A 23,701-nucleotide genomic window follows, 5' to 3' on the forward strand; every position below is an offset into this window, starting at 1 on the left:
CTTATTCTACTTCGTAAATTTCTTGACGTTTTTTACTCTTAGGTAAGACTTGTTCATTGTCGACTAAGTCGATTTTCTTACCTGTGGTTTTTTCGATGATTTCAATGTTGTTGGCTTTTACGCTTGGGTTCCATTTACGTTCAGCAGCCTTGATTGTGCCACCGCCCATTAATGTCTTCAGCATTGCTAAATCACGAATTGCGTCTTCTTTACATAGTGTGTTATTTGACAAGATTTCGTTTTCGATCCCTTGCATTGATTTATTGTTGTCCACCATCGCAATCATTTCTGGATTTCCAACAACTAACGCACCTTGGACAGCTGAATAAGAGTCGCCGACAACTTTAATACCGCGTTTGCCGATTTCTTCGATATGAGAAGCAAAGTCGATATGGTTATTCCCAAATCCTTCGGTTGTAACGATTGCACCGTCAACATCCATTGCTTCGATCGTCATTCCTAAACGTTTAGAAACATAGTACTTTTCTGTATTCGCTTGTGGAGAACCAACAAACATAACACCGACTAAGTCAATTTCTTCATCTTCCATCGCTTCACGCACTAAAGGTTCTCTCCAGTAGTGGCGAGAAGTTTCTTTTGACGCTGGTCCAATACATGTTAAGGCGTGGATCCCGCCATCTAATACTTCTGTTGGTGCTAAAATGATTGGTAAGTTACCAAGATCGACGTTAGGTTTCGCTCCTAATGTCCCAACTGGTTCGATTGGCATAATCAAGTTATCGTGCATCGCACCTTGACCCATGATCTCTTTAACGATGACCACGCGTTTATTACCAATCCGGCGTGTTTGTACGATTTCATCATGTTCCACAACCAATGATTCGTCTGCTTTTTTAACAGCTTCACGAATTTCTTGAGTAATGTAGTCTGATGCTTTATGAGCGGCTAATGGTCCAGGACGTTCCATATTCGCGCCTTCTTTGATGGTCACTTGTGTCTTAATGAAGATTTCGCCTTTATCTGGTGCACCAGGACGTCCCCACATGATGTTACGGTCTAATTCGCCTTCTGATGAACCGAATTCTCCGATTTGTACACCATTGGCATCGGTCCCTGTAAGCACCATGACAACGCCGTCTAAGACACGAGTAACGCCATGGCCGATATCGGCACCATCAACTTTAGCAGCGATTGGCTGTACGTCCATGATCGTTTCACTATATTCGTTGTATTTATCTGGTGTAATGATTTCAAAAGTAACACTTTCAACTAGCTCTTCCATCTCTGCTGCTTCTTCGCACAAATCTTCCATTTTGCGTAAGACTAACGTTGTACCGTCGATTTTTGTTTCGTCGCCGAAGATAACTTTTTCAATCTTCATATGGTCACGACGAACAGAACGAACAACCTTTTCTTCCACTTTTGCTTCTGGAGCTGCTGCCTCAGGTGTTGGAGCAGGAGCCCCTTCAACTGGTTGCGCTGGCGGTGCTGCTACTGGAGCGACACCCATTTGACCGGCAACAGACATTGGTACTTCTAAATCAATGCCGCGTCCTTCAGCGATATGGATTCTAATTGTTTGCCCGCCCACTGGTGCGACTGGCGCAACTGGTGGTACTGGAGCCATTGGAGCAGCCGGAGCTGCGTCTTCAGCAGGAGCTGCTGGCGCTTCTTCTTTAGTGTCCTCAGAAACACCATCTAATAATTCTCTTGTTAATGGAATCAGTGCATCTGTTGTTTCTTTTAAAGTAGTACCAAGTACTTGTTCGATTGTTAGAGTATCCTCAGCTAATTCTAGTAAGCCTGAATCCTCTAAATCTGGAAAGATCGCTGGATCTTCTAAATCATCTGCTGCGATCACTTTGCCCGCTTCTGCACGGCAACATAATACTGCAGGATCTTTGGCATGTTCTTTAGCAGTTTCTGCTGTAATAGACATTCGTTAATTCCTCCTAAATTGTTTTTCTTAATTTGTAGGTAATTTACGATATAGTCTGTGCCCATCAGCCCGCAGTACATGATCTGTATGATGATAAACCGGAACTCCTAACCTAGGAGCTACACCCATGACGGTGTTTGTTCAATCGGAACAGGACCCGGTCATTACTACTTCTGCGCCTTGTTTTTTCAAGGACATGACAGTCGCGGCTTGACCTGGGCATATACCTGGTAAGGCACACCTATATCTTCCATTTACTTCTACCATTCGCTTGCAGCGTTCTGCAGCGACAACTTCAGCGCCCATATTGTTCGCGATTTCAGTCATCCGTTCAGCGGAGCCTCCGCATTCACAGATTAAAAGACCGACTTTCCGACTTTCTTGTGGGAACGGCATTGCGACTAGCACACCACCACTTGTTTTGGTGATTGGTGTCATCTCATCGCCGCTTCTTCCCGTCATTGGTCCGCCAATGACGATCTCACCATGAGGTTCGACATAGCCGCCAACATTGTTGATCAGTGTTTTGACCGGTGTACCGATTGGCACATCTACAAAGACCGTTTCTTTTTGCTTCACACGTCCAGAAACAGTGACATCTTTATCAATAAAAGGCTTACGATCCTCGATTGCTTCCGCGATACGCTTAATTGTTTCAACATTGTCAATTACCGCACCGACTTCTGTTGGAAGCTGACCAGGTTCTAAGACAACGTCCATGACTTCACGAACGATCATTCGTTCATCACCTGCTGGATAGATATCCGGCAATTGATAAACATCTAAGGTTGCATCTTCAGAAACAGCCTTCAATAGGCGTGTCACTAGCAAACGATGCTTGCCTTTGACTGCGATCACACCTTTTGGCGCTTTAGTCATCTCCATACAATATTTCATTCCGCGAATCAGTTGATCAATGTGTTCACTCATTTGTTTGACATTATGAGCTAACAACGCTTCACATTCTGCACCGTTGGCAATAAAAAGACCTTCAGGAATCTCACAGGCAAGCTTCAAAAAAGTTGGAAAGCCTGCACCACCGGCACCGACAATTCCAGCAGATTCAATCGCTTTTGCGTGTGATTCCACTTCAGGAATCGGTACATACGTTGAAAAATCTTGTTCTTCATCAATCACCAAAACAATATTTTCACCATTTACATCAACGACATTTCCAGAAAAACTCGCATGAATGTTTGCTCCCAGACCATTTGGTTCAGCAATTAGTTGTCCGCGATCCACGTGGTCACCAGCTTTGACGATTCCCTTACAAGGAGCACCGACATGTTGTTTTAATGGTATTAGAATTTGTGTCAAATTAGTTCACCTCCTCACTTTTACATTTGTTCGAACTTGAGCAAATCAGCCACCCGTAGTTCAAGTAAATGATAGCACACTCGTATCGGCGATAAAAGGCTGTTTGCCGATATTTTTGATATTTTCTGACGAATAATTTTACAAATCACACATTTTTTTGGATTCTCTAATTAAAAATTAATGAAGAATCTCGCGCTTTTAAAAAACGATTACATCTGTTGTAAATTAAGTGATTTATCCCATATCACAAATGGATATGAGTAGAAAAATAAACTTACACTTAAAAATATAATTTGTTATTTCACAGATTTAATATTTTGGGTTTCTCGTTATTTAACTGAGAGCTATTATCAATTAAATAACCATCCTATAAACTGAATCTATCGATAAATAATTTATTATGCTTCTTTTTCATATGTATATTTGTACACATATCGTTTCTTTTAATAGTTTTGCATGACTCGCTACTAGCCAACTTTTTATTCCTTTTTAAAACGTGCACTCTTTGAGGTCAAGCTACAAAAAAAGCTCCACCCATTGAAGGGTAGAGCCGACTTAGTTTAAAATTATTCAGCTGTTTCTAATTTGTCCAATGATTTACTAAAGAACCATAAAATCAAACCTAATACGATAACAACAGCTGCTAGAATGCCATAACCCATTTGGAATTTCGCTGGGTCCGCAGTTTCTAGAATCGCATAAATGACCGGATAGATCATTTGGGAGAAGAAGACCGCAATCGTCCAAACACCTAATAATAGTCCCATCATTTTTGCTGGTGCTAATTTGGCGATAAATGAGTTTCCAAGTGGAGAGAAGACCATTTCACCGACTGACATCAATAGGCTGACTAATGCCAACCAAAGGATTCCAGTATGACCATTACCAATCATATCCGCAATGACCATGACCACGTAAGAAATACCTACTAACATCATACCTAGTGCTGTTTTCTTAAACATACTCATATCCCCTTTAGGGCGAGCTGCTAACTTCGTCCATAAACGACCTAAGACTGGACCTAACACAATACAAGTCAAAGCGTTCATTGAGTCAAAGTAAGAAGTAGGGATCTTGAAGCTTCCAACGACCCAGTTAGCACGTTCAATAAAGCCAGCACCATCACCATAACCAAAGTAGAAGTACGCAGGCATATACGCTAAGTACCACACTGTCCAGAAAACGACAGAGAATAAAGTAACCAAAATAATAGCAAGGATACGTTTTTTATCCCCAGATGTCAATTTTGTGTTTGCCGCATCATCTTTTGTAGCGGCTGTTTCATATTGTCGTTGATCAACTTTAAATGGTTTTTTCCCAGCTTCGCCTAATGAACGGCTGTTTCCAAGGAACCAAAGTGCATCAATCAATAATAAAATACCACAAATCATAAATAAGAAGTTAAAGCCAAAACCTTTTAATAATAATACTAAGAAGGTCGTTCCGATAAATGAACCGATGTTAACAAAAGAATACTGAACTGAAAAGGCTTCATTCAATTCTTTTTCATCACTGAAAAGCAAGGCATTTACACCAGATAAGTTTCCTTTGAACAAACCGGTTCCAAGAGCGACTAAGATGATCATCACCCAAACCATTGGTAGCGAATGGGCTTGCCAAGCGACTAAATAGCCGGCCCCCATCATAATCATTCCGGCAGCCACGCAGAGTCTCGGACTTAGCCAATAGTCAGCGATGTATCCACCGAAGGTCGGTGTGATATAAGTCGCAGCAACGAAGAAAGCTGACATCGATACCCCTTGGGCACTAGTCATCCCTAAGCCACCAGCTGCAGCCGTTGTTGCAATCCAAATCGTCAATAAGTACTTTGCCGTATAAAAGGCACAGCGTTCAAAAGTAAAGCCGAGCGCACAGACATAAAACCCAAAAGGCTTTTTATTTTTTACTGGAGTTGTTTCCACTATCATTCCTTCTTTCTTCAACTAGTTTAATCGTTTGCTGCTAACCATTCCGTCAACAGCTTCATGTATTTTTCCCGTTCCTCAACAAATGGCATATGTCGGCTGTAGGCAAACAGCTCCCATTTTGCTTCTGGAATCGCGTCATACATCGTTTTTGCGACAAGCGGCGTACATAAATCATTGGTGCCGCTAGTTACAAGTGTTGGGATCGTCACATCACGTAATTTTTCAGTGTAATCATAGTCATGTAACGTTCCTTCAGGTGAATACTCATTCGGCCCCCAAGCTACGACATAGCTTTCGGTTCCCGGAACTTTCTCCCGCCATAACGGCTCAGGATCATTTTTGGTAAAAATGGGTGCCGCATGGCGAACCATATAACGATCATTGGCTGCCAAATAGGCTGGATCATCATAAACACCTGTTTCTTCCGCTTTCGCGATCGCCGCTTGGTCTTCTTCAGACATGAATTTGATCATCCGATGCTGTTCTTGGGCCCAAAGTTTCGCAGATGGCAAAGTACTTGAAAGTACCATACTTTTTACGCCTTTAGGAGCATAATCACAAACATAGATAATCTCTAACATTCCGCCCCAAGATTGACCTAATAAATGAACTTCATCCAAGCCTAAATGTTCTCTCAACGCGATCAATTCATTGACCCACGTTTCTTTTGTCCAAAGCTCTGGCTGAGATGGCACCGCGGACTTCCCGCAACCTAATTGATCATACATGATGATCTGACGGCCATCGACCGCCATTTCATCAAGTACTTCAAAATAATTATGGGTTGATCCGGGTCCGCCATGCATGACAATCAATGGTTTCTTATTGTCAGCTTGTTCGCCGACAATCCGATAATAAGTCTGATGCCCTAAATAGGGCATGTAGCCTTCTTCGATTTTCATACGTTGCGCGGCCTCCTAACCGATTATTTCTAAATCTTTCGGATAATGATTCAAGTTCTCGCAACCGTCCTCAGTCACAATCACCAAGTCTTCAATCCGCACACCGACTTCGCCTGGAATATAGATCCCTGGTTCGATCGAAAAGACATTGCCGACTTCCGCAACATTGTCGTTAGCGCCGGAAACATCACCTGTTTCATGGCAATCGATACCAATGAAATGGCCTAAACGGTGAGTAAAGTATTCGCCATAGCCTTTTTCTGTGATGTAATCACGAGCCGCTGCGTCAAGTTCTGAGAATTTTACGCCTGGTTTTACAAGGTCGATCGCACGCTGCGCCGCTTCTTTGACGATTTCATACACTTCGCGACCTTTGTCCGAAACTTCCTTATAGAAGAACGTCCGTGTCATATCAGAGGCATAAGAGTTTTTGATTCCGCCAATGTCCAAGATGACTGAGTCACCAACTTTAACTTTTGAATCATCCGTTTCGTGGTGAGGATCTGCCGCATTGGCACCGTAGCCGACGATTGGATCAAATGAGAAGCCAGTGTTGCCTAGCTCTTTATAAATCTCACCTAATTTGTCCGCCATTTCTGCTTCAGTTAATTCTTGCGGCAGTAATTTTTTCAAGCGATCGATTGCAATTTCGTTATCCGATTGGGCGTCACGCATCAATTGTTTTTCTTCTTCATCTTTGATGGCGCGTACAGCGTCGGTAATTTCTGAACCATTGCCTAATTTGGCATTTGGCACAAGTTCTAACAAGTGCAATAAGAAATGTGCTGGCCAGTTCTTATCGATACCGATTTTTTTGTCCGTATCAACATACTCTAAAACTTTTTTCACAGCGTCGTCGGTATCATCAATAAATACTTTTTCCACGCCCAAATCTTCTTCGATCGGGAATAATTTGTTGACGATCAATGTGTTTTTGTTTTCAGGAGTAATCACTAACACTAACAACCGTTCACCAGGATGAATCCAGCGACCAGTTAGATAGAAAATAGTTGTTGGATCTGAAACTAACAGTTGGCCATAACCTTGTTCATTCATTTTTTCAATTACTCTTTCAACGCGACTTTCTTTCAAAATCTTTCACTCCTTTAAATAGTATTCGCCCGTAGGCATTATTAAAAACAGCTCGACATTTCACTCGGCTGTCAATAATCATCATTCGCGGAAATTCAGCTGCTATGTAACAGATAAATACTCATAATAGAAAAATGTGCAACTATTCACCTACCACTAGTTTTAAAATAACCATAAAACCATGTACATTTCAAGGATTAATTGCAAAAAAATCATTTTTCAAAATTCGTATCCGCTTCCAGTATTCTACTATAATTTCCGCGAGGTTTAAACATTTCTTAAAACTTTTTTCTGGTAAATCGCTATCTAACCATTATTTTCTCAAGCATATCAACAAATCGTCCCTATCGCCGTTATAATCATTTTGTTATCTATTTCTCATTAACTTTCTTTTTTATTAAAAAGTCGGGATTATCAATAACACTTTATTCACAAAAAAAATTCTCTATCGAAGCATTAAAACAAAAAGAAAAGACGGACTGTTGTGTAACAGTTCGCCTCCTCTTTTTGTTTACGTAGCTGAAATTAGCCACGTTTCATTTTATGATAGGAATAAAAAAATTTCGGGGATAATTCATAGCCTGCGGTAATCCCCACTGCGATTGCGATCGCGATTTTCAACACTTGCACACCAATTTGCGCCGCTTTGAGGGAGTCTCCGATGAAAAAATTATAGGTAAAGTTATAGATACCCATCCCTGGGACTAAACAAAAGATCCCGCAAATTAAAAAAATCGTCACTGGTGCCTTCAAGGCAAAGGAAGCTTCGCGAGAAAGGTAGATTAAGACTAACGAAGCGATAAAGGTCGCTCCCACCGGTGCCACCCAAAAGCGCATGATCAATAAATAGATGAACCAGCCGCAAGCGCCGATCGCTCCGCAATGAACATAGTAGCGACGCGGGACTTCAAATAGGATCGCAAAAGAAATCGTACCTAAAAAACCCGCCAAAATTTGAAATAATAAATTGATCATCGACCTTACCTCCTCTTTTTTTATAGTGTGTTAAAAATTTGCAAGACGAGTCCCACACCGACTGACACACACAAAGCTGTGATCAGTGCATTGATCATCTGACCCCAACCAGAGCTGTAATCCCCGTCAAATAAATAGCGAATCCCATTGACGATCGCCACCCCAGGCAAAAGGGAAATGATCCCGCCAGTTACCAAACTAGTCAACTGTAAAGCCGGAATAAACTGGACGAATAAACAGGCCAAGATACTGACAAACGCACTGCTGGTAATGGTTGAAATGATGTCTGACATATTGAATTTTGGCAGTAAATACATCGAAAAACAGGCTAGCAAAACCCCTAAGAACAATGCCCCGATGGTATCCCACAAACTGCCCCCAAAAATAAAACAAAAACTAGCACTGCCAAAGGCATACGCGAAAATTTTCAATGGATTTGAAGCAAAGGACTCACGCTTAATATCTTGTAGCCAATCACGAGCATCTTCTGGACTCAGCCGTTTTTCTGTTAATCGTCTGGATAACGTATTGATTTGTTCGATCCGCCCCAAATTAATCGGCGAAATAGGAATGTCTCGTACTCGTGCTTGCACCGTTTGGTCTTTCAAACGTGCGGTCATAAAGATTCCATTAATCAAGACAAAACTATCAAATTCCTTCAATTCCAACGCTTCGGCAATATGGCGAATTGTCGTCTCGATTCGCTTGATCTCCGCCCCATTTTTTAATAAGGTCTCGCCTATATCATAAACAAAATCAAAAGCTTCCTGCTCTTTCATCGGCCTCCCCCTCTCTAAATGAAAAATAAATGCCCTTTTCTGACTGAACTTTACGTAAACTATTTCGGAGAAAAAGACTAAACGTATCTATGCGTTTTTAATTCTGTTAAAAATCCAATTTGTAGCTGCCTCAGCTAAGATAAATTTATTTTGCGAAAAGTCCGACTCGCAAAAACGACGACAGCTTTTTTGCTGTCGTCGTCAATAGTATAGCGTATCTAATACTTATAATTCAATCAAATCATGAGAAATACTGATCATATTTTCGTAGCCGTCGTCAGTGATCAATACTTGGTCTTCGATTCGTACGCCACCCCAATCAGGAATGTAAATACCCGGTTCGATGGTCATTACCATGCCCGTCTCTAACACATCATCGTATTGTTCATCGATATATGGTAATTCGTGCACGAATAAGCCGATACTGTGGCCAATATTGCGGTAGGTGTATTGCGGATAGTCCGTGCCTTCCAACGGTTTCAAAGAGGCTTGATAAATATCTTTTACCGCGGCACCATTTTTCATCACAGCCATTGAAGCTTCTAAACTTTGTTTTTCAAGTTCGTAGACTTCCCGTTGCTGCTCTGAAGCCTTGCCGACAACAACCGTCCGGGTCATATCAGACATATATCCTTCATACTGACAACCGAAATCCATCAACACAAAATCGCCATATTCGATGGCTTTTTTCGAAGGAATTCCATGTAATAACGACGTATTGGCTCCAGAAATCAAAATATTGCCGTATGGTTGTGTATCGGCTCCTTCTTGGACCATGTACATTGAAAGCTTCGCAGCCAAATCTTTTTCAGTCACGCCAACTCGAATTTCAGGCAACAGCCGTTCTAAAGCCCGGCAAGAAATTTCACAAGCATTGCGCATGTATTGGATTTCCTGTGGCGATTTGATCGCCCGCATGCGATCAATCACACCGCCGGCTTGGACAAATTCCGCCTTCGTTTTCGTCGTAAAGTCGGAATACATATCATAAGTTAAATAATCCGCTTCAAAAGCGATTGTTTTTATATTTTTTTCAGCAGCTAAGCGGGCCACCGTGTCTCCAACTGTTTTCCCCGGCAACCGCCAGTTGATGATTTCATAATCGGAAACTTCAATATCAGCTTGTTCCGTATAACGTGGGTCCGTTAAAAAATACTGGCCCTCTTGTGTGAGCAAAATAAATGAATCGTCTCCAGTCCAACCGCTAGTAAAACGAACATTCACTCTTTTGGCAATAAAAAAAGCATCCAGTTTTTCTTTTTCCAAATACCCACGAATCTTTTCTTCGTTTAACATTGTCACACGTTCCTTTCTATTTTGAAGTTCTAGCCTTCTACTAACAAGAGTAGCAGTCGGCAGAACTTTGGTCAACGCTTTCAAAAAAATTGACCCCTCGTAAAAAAAAAAGAAGCAGTGATCAAAATTGATCGCTGCTTCTTTTTTTTTATTTTCGACGATGACGGCTCATTCGAGTCAGCGGTTGTTCAGCTGCTGACGGTTTTGAAGGCGTCTCGGTCTTTCTTTCTGTCACTCGTGGACGTTTTGCTTCACGCGTTAAAAGTTCCTTTTTCGGTGCTTCCACTCTTGGCTGGGCATCAAGCTTAGCGGCTTTTTTACGCTCCGCAGCCTTTCTCAACTCCGCAACTTCAGTGGCAGACGGTTTTTCCTCGGTTTGAACATTCGCTTTTACTGGACGTTTCGGCAATTCAGGAAATTTGAAGGATTTGATCGTTTGCTCCTCTTGGAAAAACGGTACCCGTTGTAAAAATAGATTTCCTAAGTAACCTGCCAACCAAATCCATAAAAACAATTCCACTGGAAACAGCAGCAAAAACAGACACGCTGTAGCAAACGGTTTTTTCATGATAACCGCACAGGCACTCGCTGTAAATACGGCCACCAAAAGGCCTGGAGAATAAGGTAAAAGGTTCGCAAAGGCTAAGCCTACGGCAATACTGGAAAAAATCATTGGAAAGATTGTTCCGCCCCGCCAATTACAGGCTAAGCAAAACATCGTAATCGCGACTTTTCCAAAACCAATCACTAATAGCAAAAAGAAATTCATCGTTTCTGCTTGGCGAGTAAAGGACAATAAATTATGCTCTCCGGAAAAAAGGAAATACGGCGAAATAATGCCTAATACACCTAAAATGATCCCCGCAGCAATCGCTAACGGCAATGGGTTGCGGATCCGTTGATTCAATTTATCACTTTGTTCCTGTAAAACTAAAAAGAATTTTCCAAAAAGTGCCCCTAGCAGAATGATTGGGATCACTAATAATAATCCTTGCCAAGTAAAACTGCTCTCCATTCTGCGAATCGCAAAGACCTGCTCTTGATTTGGAAAAACGTTGTAAATTAACAAATAGCCAATAAAGCCCGTAAAGGTCGCGAAGATATACAAGACATATTTCTTAATCTTGCTTTCCGTCACTACCTGCCAGTCATCCCCTTCAAGTGAACGACCAACTCCAAACAGTGGTGTCATAAAAATGACTCCTAGAGAAGTCCCGACGCCAAACTCTACCAAATCTGCCCGTTGCGCCTCCGCAATCTTGCGACGATCCGCCACATACGTGACTAAGCCGCCAATGATTGCGACTAAAGCTGCTTCTGGCCCTAAACTGGCTCCAAACAGCAAGACGATCAAGGCCCCCAGCAAGTTTTTGACCAGCTTCCCGCCATGATAATCGATTCGCTGCGTTTCTTGATACTCTTTCAGCGATTCTTGCAAGGTTCGGGGATAACGACCAAATATTTTTACAAAGAATCCAATCGCCACACCTCCGATAGTACAGACAATCAAAGGATAAAACCGCGGATTGCCAACAGCTTGCGGCAATAGCTGCCATAAAAGCTGATGGCCCAATTCCGACAATCCCATAAACAAGGCTACAATCGCTCCGACAGCAAAGCCTAAAGCACCACTGTAGCCAAAAAACGTTAGTTTAAACTTATTCATAAAATTAACCTTTCTCTGTTAGACTCCGCTACATTATAACAAAGGTTTTGCTTCTTAGGAGGACTTTTTAGCGACTTTTTGCGTTTTTTTCTGTTGAATCAGCATTTGTACGCCTGAAAGGGTTTGCTTTAGCTCCGGTGTCAGCTGATAATGGTCCACTAAATACTGTCTCGTTTTTTCGGTAAAGAACCCCTTCATAAAGGCAAAGAAAAAGGCTTCTGGATTTTTGACGGTTTTGTAACGATACATTTGTTCGATTGCTTTGGCAATCGCATCCGCCAGATCCCCACGGAAGTACTCATTATGTTCAAACGTTAAAACATCAGACTCTGCCGGTAAGCCAGCTTGAATAAACTGTTTGGTACTTGCATATTTTGCTTTAAAAATTGTGTCCACATACCAGCGTGCTTTTTGATAGTTTCCTTCACAAAAAGGCAGGAACCGTTGAAATGCTTGTTCCGGGATCAAATGGGCATAGCGAGCACTTAGGGCCTGAATCAACGTTTGATCCTGAGAAATAGTTTGAGTCGAGGTAGAAACTGTTACATTTGTTGCATTTGTTATTGGTTTTGCTAAATGTTTTTGTGTACTTGTAAGCAAATCTTGCTTGTTCGCAGCCGCAGATTCTGCTTCTCTATCCACAGTGGATAACTTCACCGGTTCTTCTGGTTTATTTTCCACAGGGACTAAAGATTTAGTGGTTGTATAGTTTTTAAAGGCTAGTTTCGGTAAAATGCCCTTTTCAGGTGCTAAAGGATTAGCTACATAAATTCGATAGTTCTTCAATCCATGACGAAGAACTTGAATCAACCCAGCGTCAATCAAGGCAGTTTTCAAATTGGTTATTTTTCTTTGTGATACTCGCAGCAATTCAGCGGCCTCTTCATTAGAAAAATAAATGTATGGCAGTCCAGCTTCATCCAGCCAACTCCCCTCTTTTTGAGAATTGTAAATACTGCAAGTCATACGCATGGTATATAAAGCATGAAGCATCATTGCTTCAATGGAAAGCTGTTCATAGCGGGGATTATTGATCAAATTCAAATCAATTGGGATATAATTTCCGTTGGGTAAGTTCGTTGCGGTCATGATGTTTTGTAAGTTTGTGGACATGACAAAAACCCTCCTTATTTAGTCTTTCATATTTATTAACGAAAGTTTTTAAAGGAATGCTTACTGTCACATTAACTAATTGAGAAAATGTCCCAAATATGGTACACTTAATAAAGGTTAGGCAAACACCAATTTTTCTAACCCTTTAAAGATTTATTTGTATGTGACATGCTAATTCGCCAAAATTAGCTCAAACCTTTGAGTTTAAAGATCGCCAAATCTTTAAACTCTTTTTTCGCTTTTTTCTATATGTCTAGAATAATAGATTGAAACCCTATTGTAAAGCGATTCCTGAGCATCTTTTTTTAGAGTAAACTTTTTATTTGTTTATAAAAGCAATTGTGGTTTACCTGAATATTGAATTAAAAATGAATAGGGTTTACTTTATTAAAGGATACAAAATCTGTTTCGGTAAACTTCAATTTAACGAAACATTCTCTCCTCTTCCATCAAAGCTGTGGATAAAAAGTATGTTCGATAAGGACTCTATTAGTTATCCACAGGAGAGAAAAAAGACTTGATCTTCTACAAAAGTAAACTTTTTAAAGAAAATTAAGGTTAATAAAGGTAAACTGAAATACAAGATAACATTAAAAAAAGTAAACCTCAACGCAGGATATAATCGGCATTGAGGTTTACTTTTTTTAGTTCTAATTCTCATCGTTTTCTAATTCTTTAAATAATTTTTGGTATTTCGGCTTGCCTTTATACTCCTCCATAGAGGCTTCTTCAAGCTGATTTAGGAAGTTTCGGTCGTCTCGCGACAAGCCTTTTTCTAAATAATAATCGTAAAGATAATCAATCATCTTATCAGGAGTATAGCCATCAAACTTAGCGTTGATCAAGTTCTGCATACGAATTTTAGTTCGTGCTGAAATTTTTTGCATTTCTAACGCTTTTAAACGAGGATCATAGTATTGACGCTTTCTCCCCCTCTTCCCTGCTTCATTTTCAGAAGTTTGAGTGGGATTTTCTTGGGGATGATGACGTTCGCTGAAGTGCCGCGTTTCTTCATGGGCGGCGGAACGTCGAAAATCAGTTTCCTGACTTAAGGTTCGGTTTGCTAACAGATCCTGAGAACTTGGTTTCTTCTCCTCTTTATCCTGATTAGAATATTCGGACATTTTTTCAATGCCCTTATTCTTCTTGTTCGCCGTTAAAAGCGAATCTAGCTTCATTTTTTTCGCCATTTAACGTCTCCCCTACTCTTCTCCGCTTAATATCAGACGATGTTCGTCAATTTCATCTAAAATATTGACGAAAACTTCATGTGCACGCTTATCCCACTGCTCCACTTTGCCATTTTTATTGATCTCATAAGTAATTCCTGAGCCATCGTAGCGTTTTAACCGGCTTTGACTTAAAACAACGGTATCTAAAAGGTGTGCCCCATAGATGTCCTTTGCTGCGGTATAGATCTCTTGGTCTACCGAATCACGTTTTTGCATCATAAAAGGAACGATTCCCACGACTTCCAGGTCGGTGTTGTATTGTTCAATGAAGAAATTCATGTAATCAATGTAGTTCTGCGCGCCTTTTAGTGATTTAACCTGCGTTTGTAGGATCACAATAACATATTCTGCTACATACATGGCTGCATTTGAATACGTGCTGATCGTCGGTGGAACGTCGATATAGATGACATCATAGATACTTTTTAACGGTTCGATCAACTCTTCTATATATTTAAATTGCAATAATTTATCACCAGGATATTTTTCAATCATATAATCTGGAAAATCTGAAAATGAAATATTTGCAGGAATTAAATCCAAATTAGGAATGATTTGATAAATCGAAGACTGGATGTCCCCTGAGCGGACCGCTTCCCAAATAGTCGCATCAAATTCCTCCGGCAGTGTATCGTTCCCAAAATTTTCCGCGGTCAGAGACAAAACATCACTCGTATTTCCCTGCGGGTCTAAATCGATTACTAAGGTTTTGCGATTCTTACGAAAAGCACTCTCAAAAGACAGCATTTGAACTGTCGTTGATTTACCGACGCCGCCCTTAAAATTTCCTACTACATACGTTTCAGCTTTTTTTGGCATAAAGATTCTCCAATCATTAGTTCTCTTTTAAAGTTTACTATAAAACGATTGAAAGAGCAATAAAGTTTACTACAATTATTTTAATGAGGTAAACTATAAAGACAAATTATATTGAAGTAATCTTCAAAATTTTTATAATAAAAGTTTACTTCAAATTTAAAATATAAGTAAACTTAAAAATGAAATTACCTTAGAAATACGGGTTAAAATAGTTTACCTTAATAATTAGTAATATAGTAAACTTTTTAAAATAAAAGTTTACTATAAAATAGTATGAAGTATACTTAATTAAAGATTGAAGTTTACTACATATTTATTAAAGTAAACTATATAGATACATAAATACCTTTATTAAAGTGTTTATGTACTTAAAAAGTAAACCTTTTATTTAATATAGTAAACTTTTAAATATTAAAAGGTCAACTGTTAAAAAGATAAAAGTAAACTTATGATATTTAGATTTACCCGAATTAATTAAATTTAAAGTAAATATTAATAGTTAAAGTAAACTTAAAAATTATTTAAAAAAGTAAACATTAATTGTATAAAGTAAACCGGATAATTCATTAATAAGTAAACTGTATAAATATGAGGTAAACGTTATATCAGTTAGTTGGAGTAAACTTTTTGGAAAACTAAGATAAAGTAAACTACAAAAATATAAAAAGAAGTAAACTCTATTTAATAAAGGTTTACTTCTTTTTATATTCTATAAAGTTAGTTTGATGTAAACTTTAATTATAGAATTAGAGTTTACTTTTTATGATTGAAATGAAGAAATTTGCTAAGTTTTTAAAGTAAACCGTTAAATTATATTTAAGGTAAACCTATTTCAAAATGAGGTATACTTTATTTTAAATACTTTTATATCAATATTAATTAGAGTTTACTGTTAGAATAAATATTAAGGTAAACTTGAATATAACAAAAACCCAATGAGGTAGACCTCATTGGGTTAGAGTAAACTTTATAAAGACTCGACTTTTTGAATTGCTTGGTAGATTTTTTGAGGTGTAATTGTTGGGTCGACCATATTAAAGGTTTCATTCAAAGAAGCTGCGTGGTTGACAACCGGTGTCAATGATTCTTCTGATAGATCAAAAACATTTAACTCAGCTAGCTTTAAGGGCAGACCGGCCGCTTGGTAGAAGGGCTTTAGATTTTCGATTTCTGCTAAATTATTCGTATGAGCTAATTGGACTAAGATACCGTAGGCAACTTTTTTACCATGGAGTTGATCGTGAGTGTTTTCAAGGTAGGATAAGCCGTCATGAACGGCATGTGCCCCGGCTGAGCGACCAAAACCTGCTGCAAAGCCGCCTGTTTCACCGGCTAAGCCAATGATCGTATCGGTCACGCGACTAAAGGCGGGGGAGGCTTGACGATTTTCCAAATCCTGGATGGCAGGGATCGCATCGGTGAGCAAAAGCTCTTGAATAGCCTTCGCACTAGCGATTCCCAGCCGAACGTAGGCGGATTTCTCATCTTCTGCTAAATTTCTCGTTATCCCCTCGATCTCGTACCATTTTGCTAAGGTATCGCCAATACCGGCGACAAAATATTCTTTAGGCGTGGCTAATAAAAATTTCCAATCAACTAATGTTAAAAAGGGCGCACGCTTCATGTAACCTATGGCCTTAAACGTCCGATTTGGATGGTAAACAGCGACAATCGGCGTGAAAGGTGCACAGTTGGAAATCAAGGTTGGGATCACTATCAGCTCAGCGTTTAGTTCTTCGGCAACCATTTTGGCGGTATCAATCACGCGTCCTGCACCGATAGCCAGAATCAAGTCCGACTGCTGAATTTTTTTCGCGATTTCTACGGCGTTCTCATGACTAGAACTACCATCATAGCGGAACGTCGGATAATGGAGCTCTTTATGGTAAAACTTTCTAAAGGCTTCCGAGGATTTTTCTCCAGTAACGATGGAGACCTTCTTAAAATCAGCTAAATAGCTGGGTAAGCTTTGCAAAATATTGTCTCCACTGACATAGCGATTCGCGCCAGGTCGGACTTCGGTAGTGATATCCATAATGATCAGCTCCTAAAATTAAATTTCAACTAGTTTATTCCTAATTTAAATGAAAGTCAATTGTGTTTTTGATGATAAAAAGAGTTGACAGTATTCATTTAGACGTGTAAGATACGATTTATCAATTTGAAAAACAAAAACGTGATGAAGAGAAAAGTATAAATGATAAAGCATCAAAGAGAGTCCGAGCAGGTGAGAGCGGATATGTGGAAGAATTTAGAAAATGGTCTCTGAATGGCAGCGTCGATAAGTAGACGGTGACGGGGCAGCGCTCGTTAACAACGCTCAAGTATAGTTGTACTTGTTGAGGTGATAGTTGTGAGACTGTTGCAAACAAAGGTGGTAACACGAGCAAGCTCGTCCTTTTCCAGCACAAAGTGTGCGGAAAAGGGCGAGCTTTTTTGCGAATTGTTCTTCCTGCTTCAGCAGAATAGAACAATCGATGAGAGTCGATTGCGAGCCCTTCCACCTATTGCAGCGAGTTGTTAGCAAATTGAGATTCAAATGAAAAAATGGAGGAATGACGAATGAAAAGATTTGGTAGAGGGATTGTATTGAGTGTGGCGTTGTTTGCGGTGAGTGGATTATTGGCGGGGTGTGGCAGCAAAGGGGAGGCCAAACCGTTAGATCAGAAAAAAGTGACGATCGGGGTGACTTCAGGTCCCCATCAGGAAATCATGGAAGAAGTTGCCAAGCAAGCGAAGAAGGATGGAATAGAGTTAACCGTAAAAAGTTTTGACGATTATAATACGCCTAACACCGCGTTAAATGATGGTGATTTGGACGGCAATAGCTACCAAACACTCTCTTTCTTAGAGCAACAAGTGAAGGATAAAGACTATCAGATCAGCTCTGCTTTTAAAACAGTGGCTTTCCCATTAGGGGTTTACTCTAAAAAGATTTCTAATTTAAGTAAACTTCAATCGGGAGACAAGGTAGGGGTACCGAATGACCCAACCAATGAGTTTCGCGCGTTGAAACTTTTGGAAAAAGCCGGTGTGTTGAAATTGAAAGCTGGGGTAGAGGTGAAAGCGACCAAAAATGATATCGCTGAGAATCCTAAAAACATCGAGATCGTTGAATTGGAAGCTTCTCAGATCCCTTCACAGCTTGGCGAATTAGCAGCTGCTGCAATCAATACAAACTTTGCCTTTGGGGCGGGGCTGACGATCAATGACGATGCGATCTATCATGAACCGTTAGAAAATAATCCAAACTACAATGTTTTTGCGGTACGGACGAAGAACAAAGACGACAAAGTCATTAAAGAAATCGAAAAATATTATCATTCGGCTGAAACGAAGAAATTTATCGAGGAAACATTCAAAGGTTCGGTTGTTCCGGCATTTTAGTGAAAAAGAAGGAGGATGCATATGATCGAGCTTAGAAATGTCTCCAAAGTTTATCAGCAAAAAAAGCGCCAGATTGAGGCGGTTAAAGAGGTCAATCTAAACATCGAAGCGGGAGAGATTTTCGGCGTAGTGGGTTATTCTGGTGCGGGAAAATCCACTTTGATCCGGATGATTAATTTTTTGGAGCCTCCGACGAGTGGGGATATTTTGATTAATGATCAGAATTTACGAGAACTTAACAAAAAGGAATTATTGTTAACTAGACGGAAGATTGGGATGATCTTTCAAGGCTATAATTTACTATCGACGGCGACGGTCTATGAAAATATCGCGAAGCCATTGAAGCTTGAAGGTGTGGCCAAGGACGTGATCGCTGAGCGAGTGGCTAAGTATTTGGCCCTTGTGGGATTGACGGACCGCAAGGATAATTATCCCGCTCAACTATCAGGCGGACAACGACAGCGGGTAGCGATCGCACGGGCATTGGCTCACGAGCCGGAGATTTTATTGTCTGATGAGGCGACGAGTGCCCTTGATCCAGAAACGACGGAATCGATTTTGCGTTTGCTGATGAAGATCAATCAAGAGCTGGGGATCACAATTTTTCTAATTACCCATGAAATCGAAGTGGTCCAGAAAATTTGTGACCGAGTAGCGGTGATGGAAGAAGGAAGGATTGTGGAGGCTGGGCCTGTGATCGATCTGTTTACCCGTCCTAAAGAAGAAACAACGAAACGATTCATTGGCTCAAATGACAGCTACGGCGTCCCAGAAGACGTTTTAGCGGCCTATAAGGGTACTGGCCGGCTAGTCCAACTACAATTTATCGGGGATGAAGCAACGGAACCCGTTTTATCGCGGGTCGCGAAGGATTTTGCGTTGTCACCGAATATTTTAAGCGGCACGATCGGTTATTTGAAAGAGAAACGTCACGGACAATTATTAGTCCAGTTTTCTGGCGGTGAGGAAGCGGATTTTCTAGCCGCAAAGGACTATATCAAGAGTCAGGGAGTCTTGATTGAAGAGGTTTGCTGATAAAATTGAGAGAAAGTGAGGGTGTTCAATGAGTGAATTTTGGAGTCAGTGGGGTTCAGTGGTGGTGGAAGGACTGGGACAGACGCTAGTAATGGTCTGTGTTGCACTGGGCTTGTCGATTGTGATCGGGATTCCTTTAGGGGTGCTGTTAGTGATCGCACGCCCTGGCGGCTTAAACAGCAATTTAGCGTTGTATTCGGTGCTGAACAGCGTCATTAATGTTTTGCGGTCATTGCCATTTATTATTTTATTGTTTTTGATTTTACCCTTGACGAAGTTGATTGTAGGAACCACGATCGGGGTGCAGGGGGTGTTGTTGCCGCTGATCATTTATACGGCGCCGTATTTAGCCCGGCTGGTGGAGACGTCGCTACTGGAAGTTGATGGTGGCGTGATCGAGGCATATCAAGCGATGGGAATCAGTCAGTTTCGTATTATCCGTAGTGTCTTGTTAAGAGAGGCGCGGGGCGGAATCATTCGCGGTTTGACGATCGCGATGATCGGACTGATCGGTGCGACGGCGATGGCAGGACTGGTGGGGGCTGGCGGCCTCGGCAGCATCGCCTATCAATATGGCTTTTTGCGAAATGAACCTGCGGTGATGTATACGACGATTCTTTTACTGATTGTTTTAGTCCAGATCGTTCAGTCACTAGGCAATCAACTTGCCAAAAGCTTGGATCGGAGCTAGTAAAGGAAGGTCACGACGAACCGACTTTTTACCGTTTCTCAAAAAAATCGGTTCTCTCAATTATGATTTGGCGAGTTAATGATGGTAAAATAAAGAATAATAGCCAAAATAAAAAGGGGGAGACAACTTGTGAAAAAGCATGGGTTGCGAATCGTTGTCTTTGTTGTGACCACACTGATTGTCTATTTTGCTAAACTGCAACTGCAGCCTGAATTGCCAATGTCAATCGCCCGCGGCTTGGGGGCTTTTATCGCCGTCCTAGCCATCCTTTATGTGTTGATGGAATTACGATTTAATTTGCCTTTTTTTTATGGTCAGAGTCAGTCGGCCGGCTCAAACGCGAATGGAGCAGTGATAGCTGGCTTAGGGATCGGGATCGCGACTCTTCGTTTACCCGAAGTAGGTATTTTTATTTTAGTGGGCATCGCTTTTTATCTGGTGCTGTTGAAAGTCGTTCCCAAACGTCGCGGACGCAAGACTGTCTGATTGCTGGATCATCGTTATAATGAAAATAGGGAACCTTAGCTTGATTCGTTGAGCTAAGGTTCCTTTTTGGCTTTTTTTTCTTCGAGGCGGGTATAATAGAAAGAGAGTTTTGGATGCAGGAGGGGAAAATGTGAAAGCAAAGGATTTATTGACGGCGATTCAAGTAGATGCTGCGGGTGAGATGAAAAAGTTATCGACTTATGCCTATGTTTTCGTCCGCGAGGGAGAAAAGGAAACCAACCAGTTACTGGTACAGGTAGAGACGAACAAGATTGTCTTAAAGCAGCAAGCCAACACTCGCTTGACCTTGAATCAATTCGTCAAAGTCTTGAATGAGTCAAAAGAGGCGGATATTTACTTTAACGAGGAATTGGTCTTTGGTTATCGTTTGATCGAAGAGGGGATTGTTTTAGGATAATTTAACAAATAGTTTTGAAAACTAGATTGAATTATCTTGTTAACCGTGATATATTATCTTTAATAAATGAGTACGAGGTGACAGGTAAATGGAAATGAAATTTAGCCGAAAGTATCAGATCACAAATGAAGTGTTGAATGCGGTGACCCATGGTGTGGGTGTGGTGTTGAGTATTGTTGGGTTTGTTTTTCTGTTAAGAAAGGCCGAGACAGGGCTGGATTATGTTTCCTTTACGATTTACGGGATCTCGCTGCTGCTGTTGTTTTTAGCATCGACCTTGTACCACAGTTTGATTTTTACGAAGGCGAAAAAAGTATTTCAAGTCTTCGATCATTGTTCGATCTACTTACTGATCGCAGGAACCTATACGCCATATTGTCTGTTGTATATTAAAGGGACAATCGGGATCGTGCTATTAAGTATCATTTGGCTGGCAGCGATCGTGGGGATCGTCTACAAGAGTTTGACCTTGAGCAAAGTAAAATCGGTTTCGAAGCTTTCAACGATTCTTTATAATGTAATGGGCTGGGCAGTTGTGATCGCCTTACCCAGTTTGTATCAAAATGTCGGCCTAAAGGGCTTGCTGCTATTGGTTGGCGGCGGGGTGGCCTATACGGTCGGTTCGGTCTTTTATAGTATGAAAAACAAACGCTTTATGCATGTAGTTTGGCATTTGTTTGTGATGCTGGGAGCCTTGTTAATGTTCTTTTCGATTTATTTGTAAGCGAATAGCCATTAAAAAAAATAAGGACTATGACAACTTGTCATAGTCCTTATTTTTAACTATTGAAAGCAAATATAAAATCTTCATATGAATAAATCGCTTTACAGCAGCTATATCCATGTCAGATTCGTGAAACCCGTTCTTATTTTGAGTCCAATACTACTCTTGGGACAGCTTTTACGTATATTACTGCGCAAGTAAAGCCGATCAGAGTTGGCAATACCCAGCCTAGACCTAAAGCGGCAAAGGGAACATAGCCATGATAGAGCTGCAGCAGACTGGCAACGACTGGTTGAGAAGCGACAACTTTGGGTGAGTTGGCCAGCATGTCTAAAACGGCCGGGACAACAGTAAAGACCATGGTTACTTGATAAACGAACGATTGTTTATTGAAATAGTTATGAGTCAAAGATAATAAGATCAACGCCAAAGATAACGGATATAGTAGCATCAAGACAGGCAACGACCATTGGATAATGTTGTCTAAACCGGCGTTGGCAATCACAAATGATGTAATTGCAGTGAGCCGCAGCCAGCTTTTATAGCTGATCTTAGGAAACAGTTTATGGAAGTCTTGAGCAAAAGAAACGAGTAAGCCCATCGCGGTCGTAAAAACTCCTAGTGTCACTAAGACGCCTAAGAACACACCGCCGAAAGTGGATAAATAATAACGAATCAATTGAGACAAAGCGACACCACCATTATCAGAAAGCGGAAAACGACTCAAACTCATTGCGCCAACTAGAACCAAACCAAAATAGAGGATAACTTCTAATAAGACACTGAGAGTTCCGGCTTTGGCAGTGACGGCGGCGGTATTTTTCTTGAAGCCCATCGCTTTGACTGCCCGCACGAAAGTCACACTCAACGCAAGTAAAGCAACGGCATCAACGGTATTGTATCCTTGTAAGATGCCATTGGTTAAAGCATGAGTCCAATAAGCGTCGGTTGGCTGATGATTTAAATTCCCCATGGGTTTTAAAAAGGCAATTAGGAATACAACGGCCAATAATGCGAGAAAAATAGTATTCAAATATTTTCCAATATACGCTACGAGCTTGTTTTGGTGAAGGGTTAAGAAGTAAGCTAAGCCAAAAAATAGAGCTGTAAATAAGAGCATGCCGATCCCAAAATAGTGACTAGGCAAGAAGGGTTTTAGGCCGATTTCAAAGGCGGTGGCTGCGGTTCTCGGCGTTCCAAAAAAAGGGCCGATCGTTAAATGAACGAGGACGAGAAATAAGGCAGCGAATTTTTTGCCAACGGGTCGAGCAAGATCGTACAAACCATCGCTATTGGTTACCACTACTGCCAAAATTGCCAATAAGGGGAAGAGTGCACCGGAGATCGCAAACCCCAGACTGGCGGAAAACCAATGGCTTCCGGCTAATTGGCCTAAATGAACGGGGAAGATGAGATTCCCAGACCCAAAAAACATTCCGAAGATCATAGAGCTTAATACGACTAATTCCCGTGTTGAGGGTGTTCTTGTAGTTACTTCCATTAATAATTCCTCCTAAAATATACGTGTCTGATCTAAGCTGTTTCTGATGAATATCACTAATATCAACTTCCAAAAATTATCCCCCCTCTCAATAAAAAAAGCCCTTTTCCCGAGAGACAACGGGAAAAGGGCTCGAATAATCGAACGGTACCACCTTTTTTAAACTTATTTCACGGACGATGACAGCGATCCGCTAGCCAGATAATGGTGGCAGCCATGATGTTCTACGTATCGACATCAACTCAGGAATGATGTTCAAAATAAATAGGATTGCTGTCTCTCACCAATAACAGCTCTCTGAAAACCCTAAGCTACTTTTACTGTTTCCTTCAACGTTTTGCTATGTTTGATTTTTTATTATCATAGCAGAAGTTGAAAATTTTACAAGAATATTCTGTAAATTTTTTTGACTATGAAGGAAGTATAAAATTTTCATATGA

At 40.7% G+C, this 23,701-nt stretch carries 20 protein-coding genes and 2 other annotated features; of the genes, 6 read left to right on the plus strand and 14 right to left on the minus strand.

The window, feature by feature from the left end:
• Nucleotide 1 precedes the first annotated feature (1 nt).
• The 13 genes from prdA to RV00_RS08335 form a co-directional block, all read right to left on the minus strand.
• Nucleotides 2-1,900: a D-proline reductase (dithiol) proprotein PrdA gene (prdA, locus tag RV00_RS08275; RefSeq protein WP_071862125.1), complete on the minus strand. Its 1,899-nt coding sequence runs from the start codon at nt 1,898-1,900 to the stop codon at nt 2-4.
• A 27-nt stretch (nt 1,901-1,927) separates the two neighbouring features.
• Nucleotides 1,928-3,217, minus strand: coding sequence for a proline reductase-associated electron transfer protein PrdC (gene prdC / locus RV00_RS08280; protein WP_276327096.1), 1,290 nt, complete (start codon nt 3,215-3,217; stop codon nt 1,928-1,930).
• A 566-nt stretch (nt 3,218-3,783) separates the two neighbouring features.
• On the minus strand, nt 3,784-5,139 hold the full coding sequence (locus RV00_RS08285) for a peptide MFS transporter (RefSeq protein ID WP_071862127.1): 1,356 nt from the start codon (nt 5,137-5,139) through the stop codon (nt 3,784-3,786).
• A gap of 26 nt (nt 5,140-5,165) precedes the next feature.
• Entirely contained in the window at nt 5,166-6,047 is an 882-nt protein-coding gene (gene pepI, locus RV00_RS08290) for a proline iminopeptidase (RefSeq protein ID WP_071862128.1), read from the minus strand.
• 15 nt (nt 6,048-6,062) lie between these two features.
• Nucleotides 6,063-7,139: a M24 family metallopeptidase gene (locus RV00_RS08295; protein ID WP_071862129.1), complete on the minus strand. Its 1,077-nt coding sequence runs from the start codon at nt 7,137-7,139 to the stop codon at nt 6,063-6,065.
• 525 nt (nt 7,140-7,664) lie between these two features.
• Nucleotides 7,665-8,114, minus strand: a complete 450-nt coding sequence (locus RV00_RS08300; protein ID WP_071862130.1) for a threonine/serine exporter family protein — start codon at nt 8,112-8,114, stop codon at nt 7,665-7,667.
• Between the two features lie 20 nt (nt 8,115-8,134).
• Nucleotides 8,135-8,893, minus strand: coding sequence for a threonine/serine exporter family protein (locus RV00_RS08305; protein ID WP_071862131.1), 759 nt, complete (start codon nt 8,891-8,893; stop codon nt 8,135-8,137).
• Between the two features lie 225 nt (nt 8,894-9,118).
• Entirely contained in the window at nt 9,119-10,189 is a 1,071-nt protein-coding gene (locus RV00_RS08310; protein WP_071862132.1) for a M24 family metallopeptidase, read from the minus strand.
• 148 nt (nt 10,190-10,337) lie between these two features.
• On the minus strand, nt 10,338-11,855 hold the full coding sequence (locus RV00_RS08315; RefSeq protein WP_071862133.1) for a chloride channel protein: 1,518 nt from the start codon (nt 11,853-11,855) through the stop codon (nt 10,338-10,340).
• A 54-nt stretch (nt 11,856-11,909) separates the two neighbouring features.
• Nucleotides 11,910-12,968, minus strand: a complete 1,059-nt coding sequence (locus RV00_RS08320; RefSeq protein ID WP_071862134.1) for a replication initiator protein A — start codon at nt 12,966-12,968, stop codon at nt 11,910-11,912.
• 650 nt (nt 12,969-13,618) lie between these two features.
• On the minus strand, nt 13,619-14,158 hold the full coding sequence (locus RV00_RS08325) for a hypothetical protein (RefSeq protein WP_071862135.1): 540 nt from the start codon (nt 14,156-14,158) through the stop codon (nt 13,619-13,621).
• A gap of 12 nt (nt 14,159-14,170) precedes the next feature.
• Entirely contained in the window at nt 14,171-15,019 is an 849-nt protein-coding gene (locus RV00_RS08330; protein ID WP_071862136.1) for a ParA family protein, read from the minus strand.
• A gap of 967 nt (nt 15,020-15,986) precedes the next feature.
• Nucleotides 15,987-17,054: an iron-containing alcohol dehydrogenase family protein gene (locus RV00_RS08335; RefSeq protein ID WP_071862137.1), complete on the minus strand. Its 1,068-nt coding sequence runs from the start codon at nt 17,052-17,054 to the stop codon at nt 15,987-15,989.
• 135 nt (nt 17,055-17,189) lie between these two features.
• Nucleotides 17,190-17,422, plus strand: a binding site (T-box leader).
• 159 nt (nt 17,423-17,581) lie between these two features.
• Here RV00_RS08335 and RV00_RS08340 point away from each other — a divergent pair.
• From RV00_RS08340 to trhA, 6 genes are all read left to right on the plus strand, one after another.
• Nucleotides 17,582-18,406 (plus strand): MetQ/NlpA family ABC transporter substrate-binding protein, encoded by an 825-nt coding sequence (locus RV00_RS08340; RefSeq protein ID WP_071862138.1) that lies wholly within the window; start codon nt 17,582-17,584, stop codon nt 18,404-18,406.
• Between the two features lie 21 nt (nt 18,407-18,427).
• Nucleotides 18,428-19,441 (plus strand): methionine ABC transporter ATP-binding protein, encoded by a 1,014-nt coding sequence (locus RV00_RS08345; protein ID WP_071862139.1) that lies wholly within the window; start codon nt 18,428-18,430, stop codon nt 19,439-19,441.
• A 28-nt stretch (nt 19,442-19,469) separates the two neighbouring features.
• On the plus strand, nt 19,470-20,132 hold the full coding sequence (locus tag RV00_RS08350; protein WP_071862140.1) for a methionine ABC transporter permease: 663 nt from the start codon (nt 19,470-19,472) through the stop codon (nt 20,130-20,132).
• A gap of 129 nt (nt 20,133-20,261) precedes the next feature.
• Complete coding sequence (locus RV00_RS08355) at nt 20,262-20,618, plus strand: hypothetical protein (RefSeq protein ID WP_071862141.1); 357 nt, start codon at nt 20,262-20,264, stop codon at nt 20,616-20,618.
• Nucleotides 20,619-20,748: 130 nt separating this feature from the next.
• Nucleotides 20,749-21,036 (plus strand): hypothetical protein, encoded by a 288-nt coding sequence (locus RV00_RS08360; protein ID WP_071862142.1) that lies wholly within the window; start codon nt 20,749-20,751, stop codon nt 21,034-21,036.
• 88 nt (nt 21,037-21,124) lie between these two features.
• Nucleotides 21,125-21,760 (plus strand): PAQR family membrane homeostasis protein TrhA, encoded by a 636-nt coding sequence (trhA, locus tag RV00_RS08365; RefSeq protein ID WP_071862143.1) that lies wholly within the window; start codon nt 21,125-21,127, stop codon nt 21,758-21,760.
• 142 nt (nt 21,761-21,902) lie between these two features.
• Here the strand turns inward: trhA and brnQ are convergent, their stop codons facing one another.
• Complete coding sequence (gene brnQ / locus RV00_RS08370; RefSeq protein WP_071862144.1) at nt 21,903-23,261, minus strand: branched-chain amino acid transport system II carrier protein; 1,359 nt, start codon at nt 23,259-23,261, stop codon at nt 21,903-21,905.
• A 123-nt stretch (nt 23,262-23,384) separates the two neighbouring features.
• Nucleotides 23,385-23,603: a binding site (T-box leader), on the minus strand.
• Nucleotides 23,604-23,701: the final 98 nt, after the last annotated feature.

Origin of the sequence: Enterococcus devriesei (assembly GCF_001885905.1) — a bacterium.
In the GTDB taxonomy this organism is placed as follows: domain Bacteria; phylum Bacillota; class Bacilli; order Lactobacillales; family Enterococcaceae; genus Enterococcus_A; species Enterococcus_A devriesei.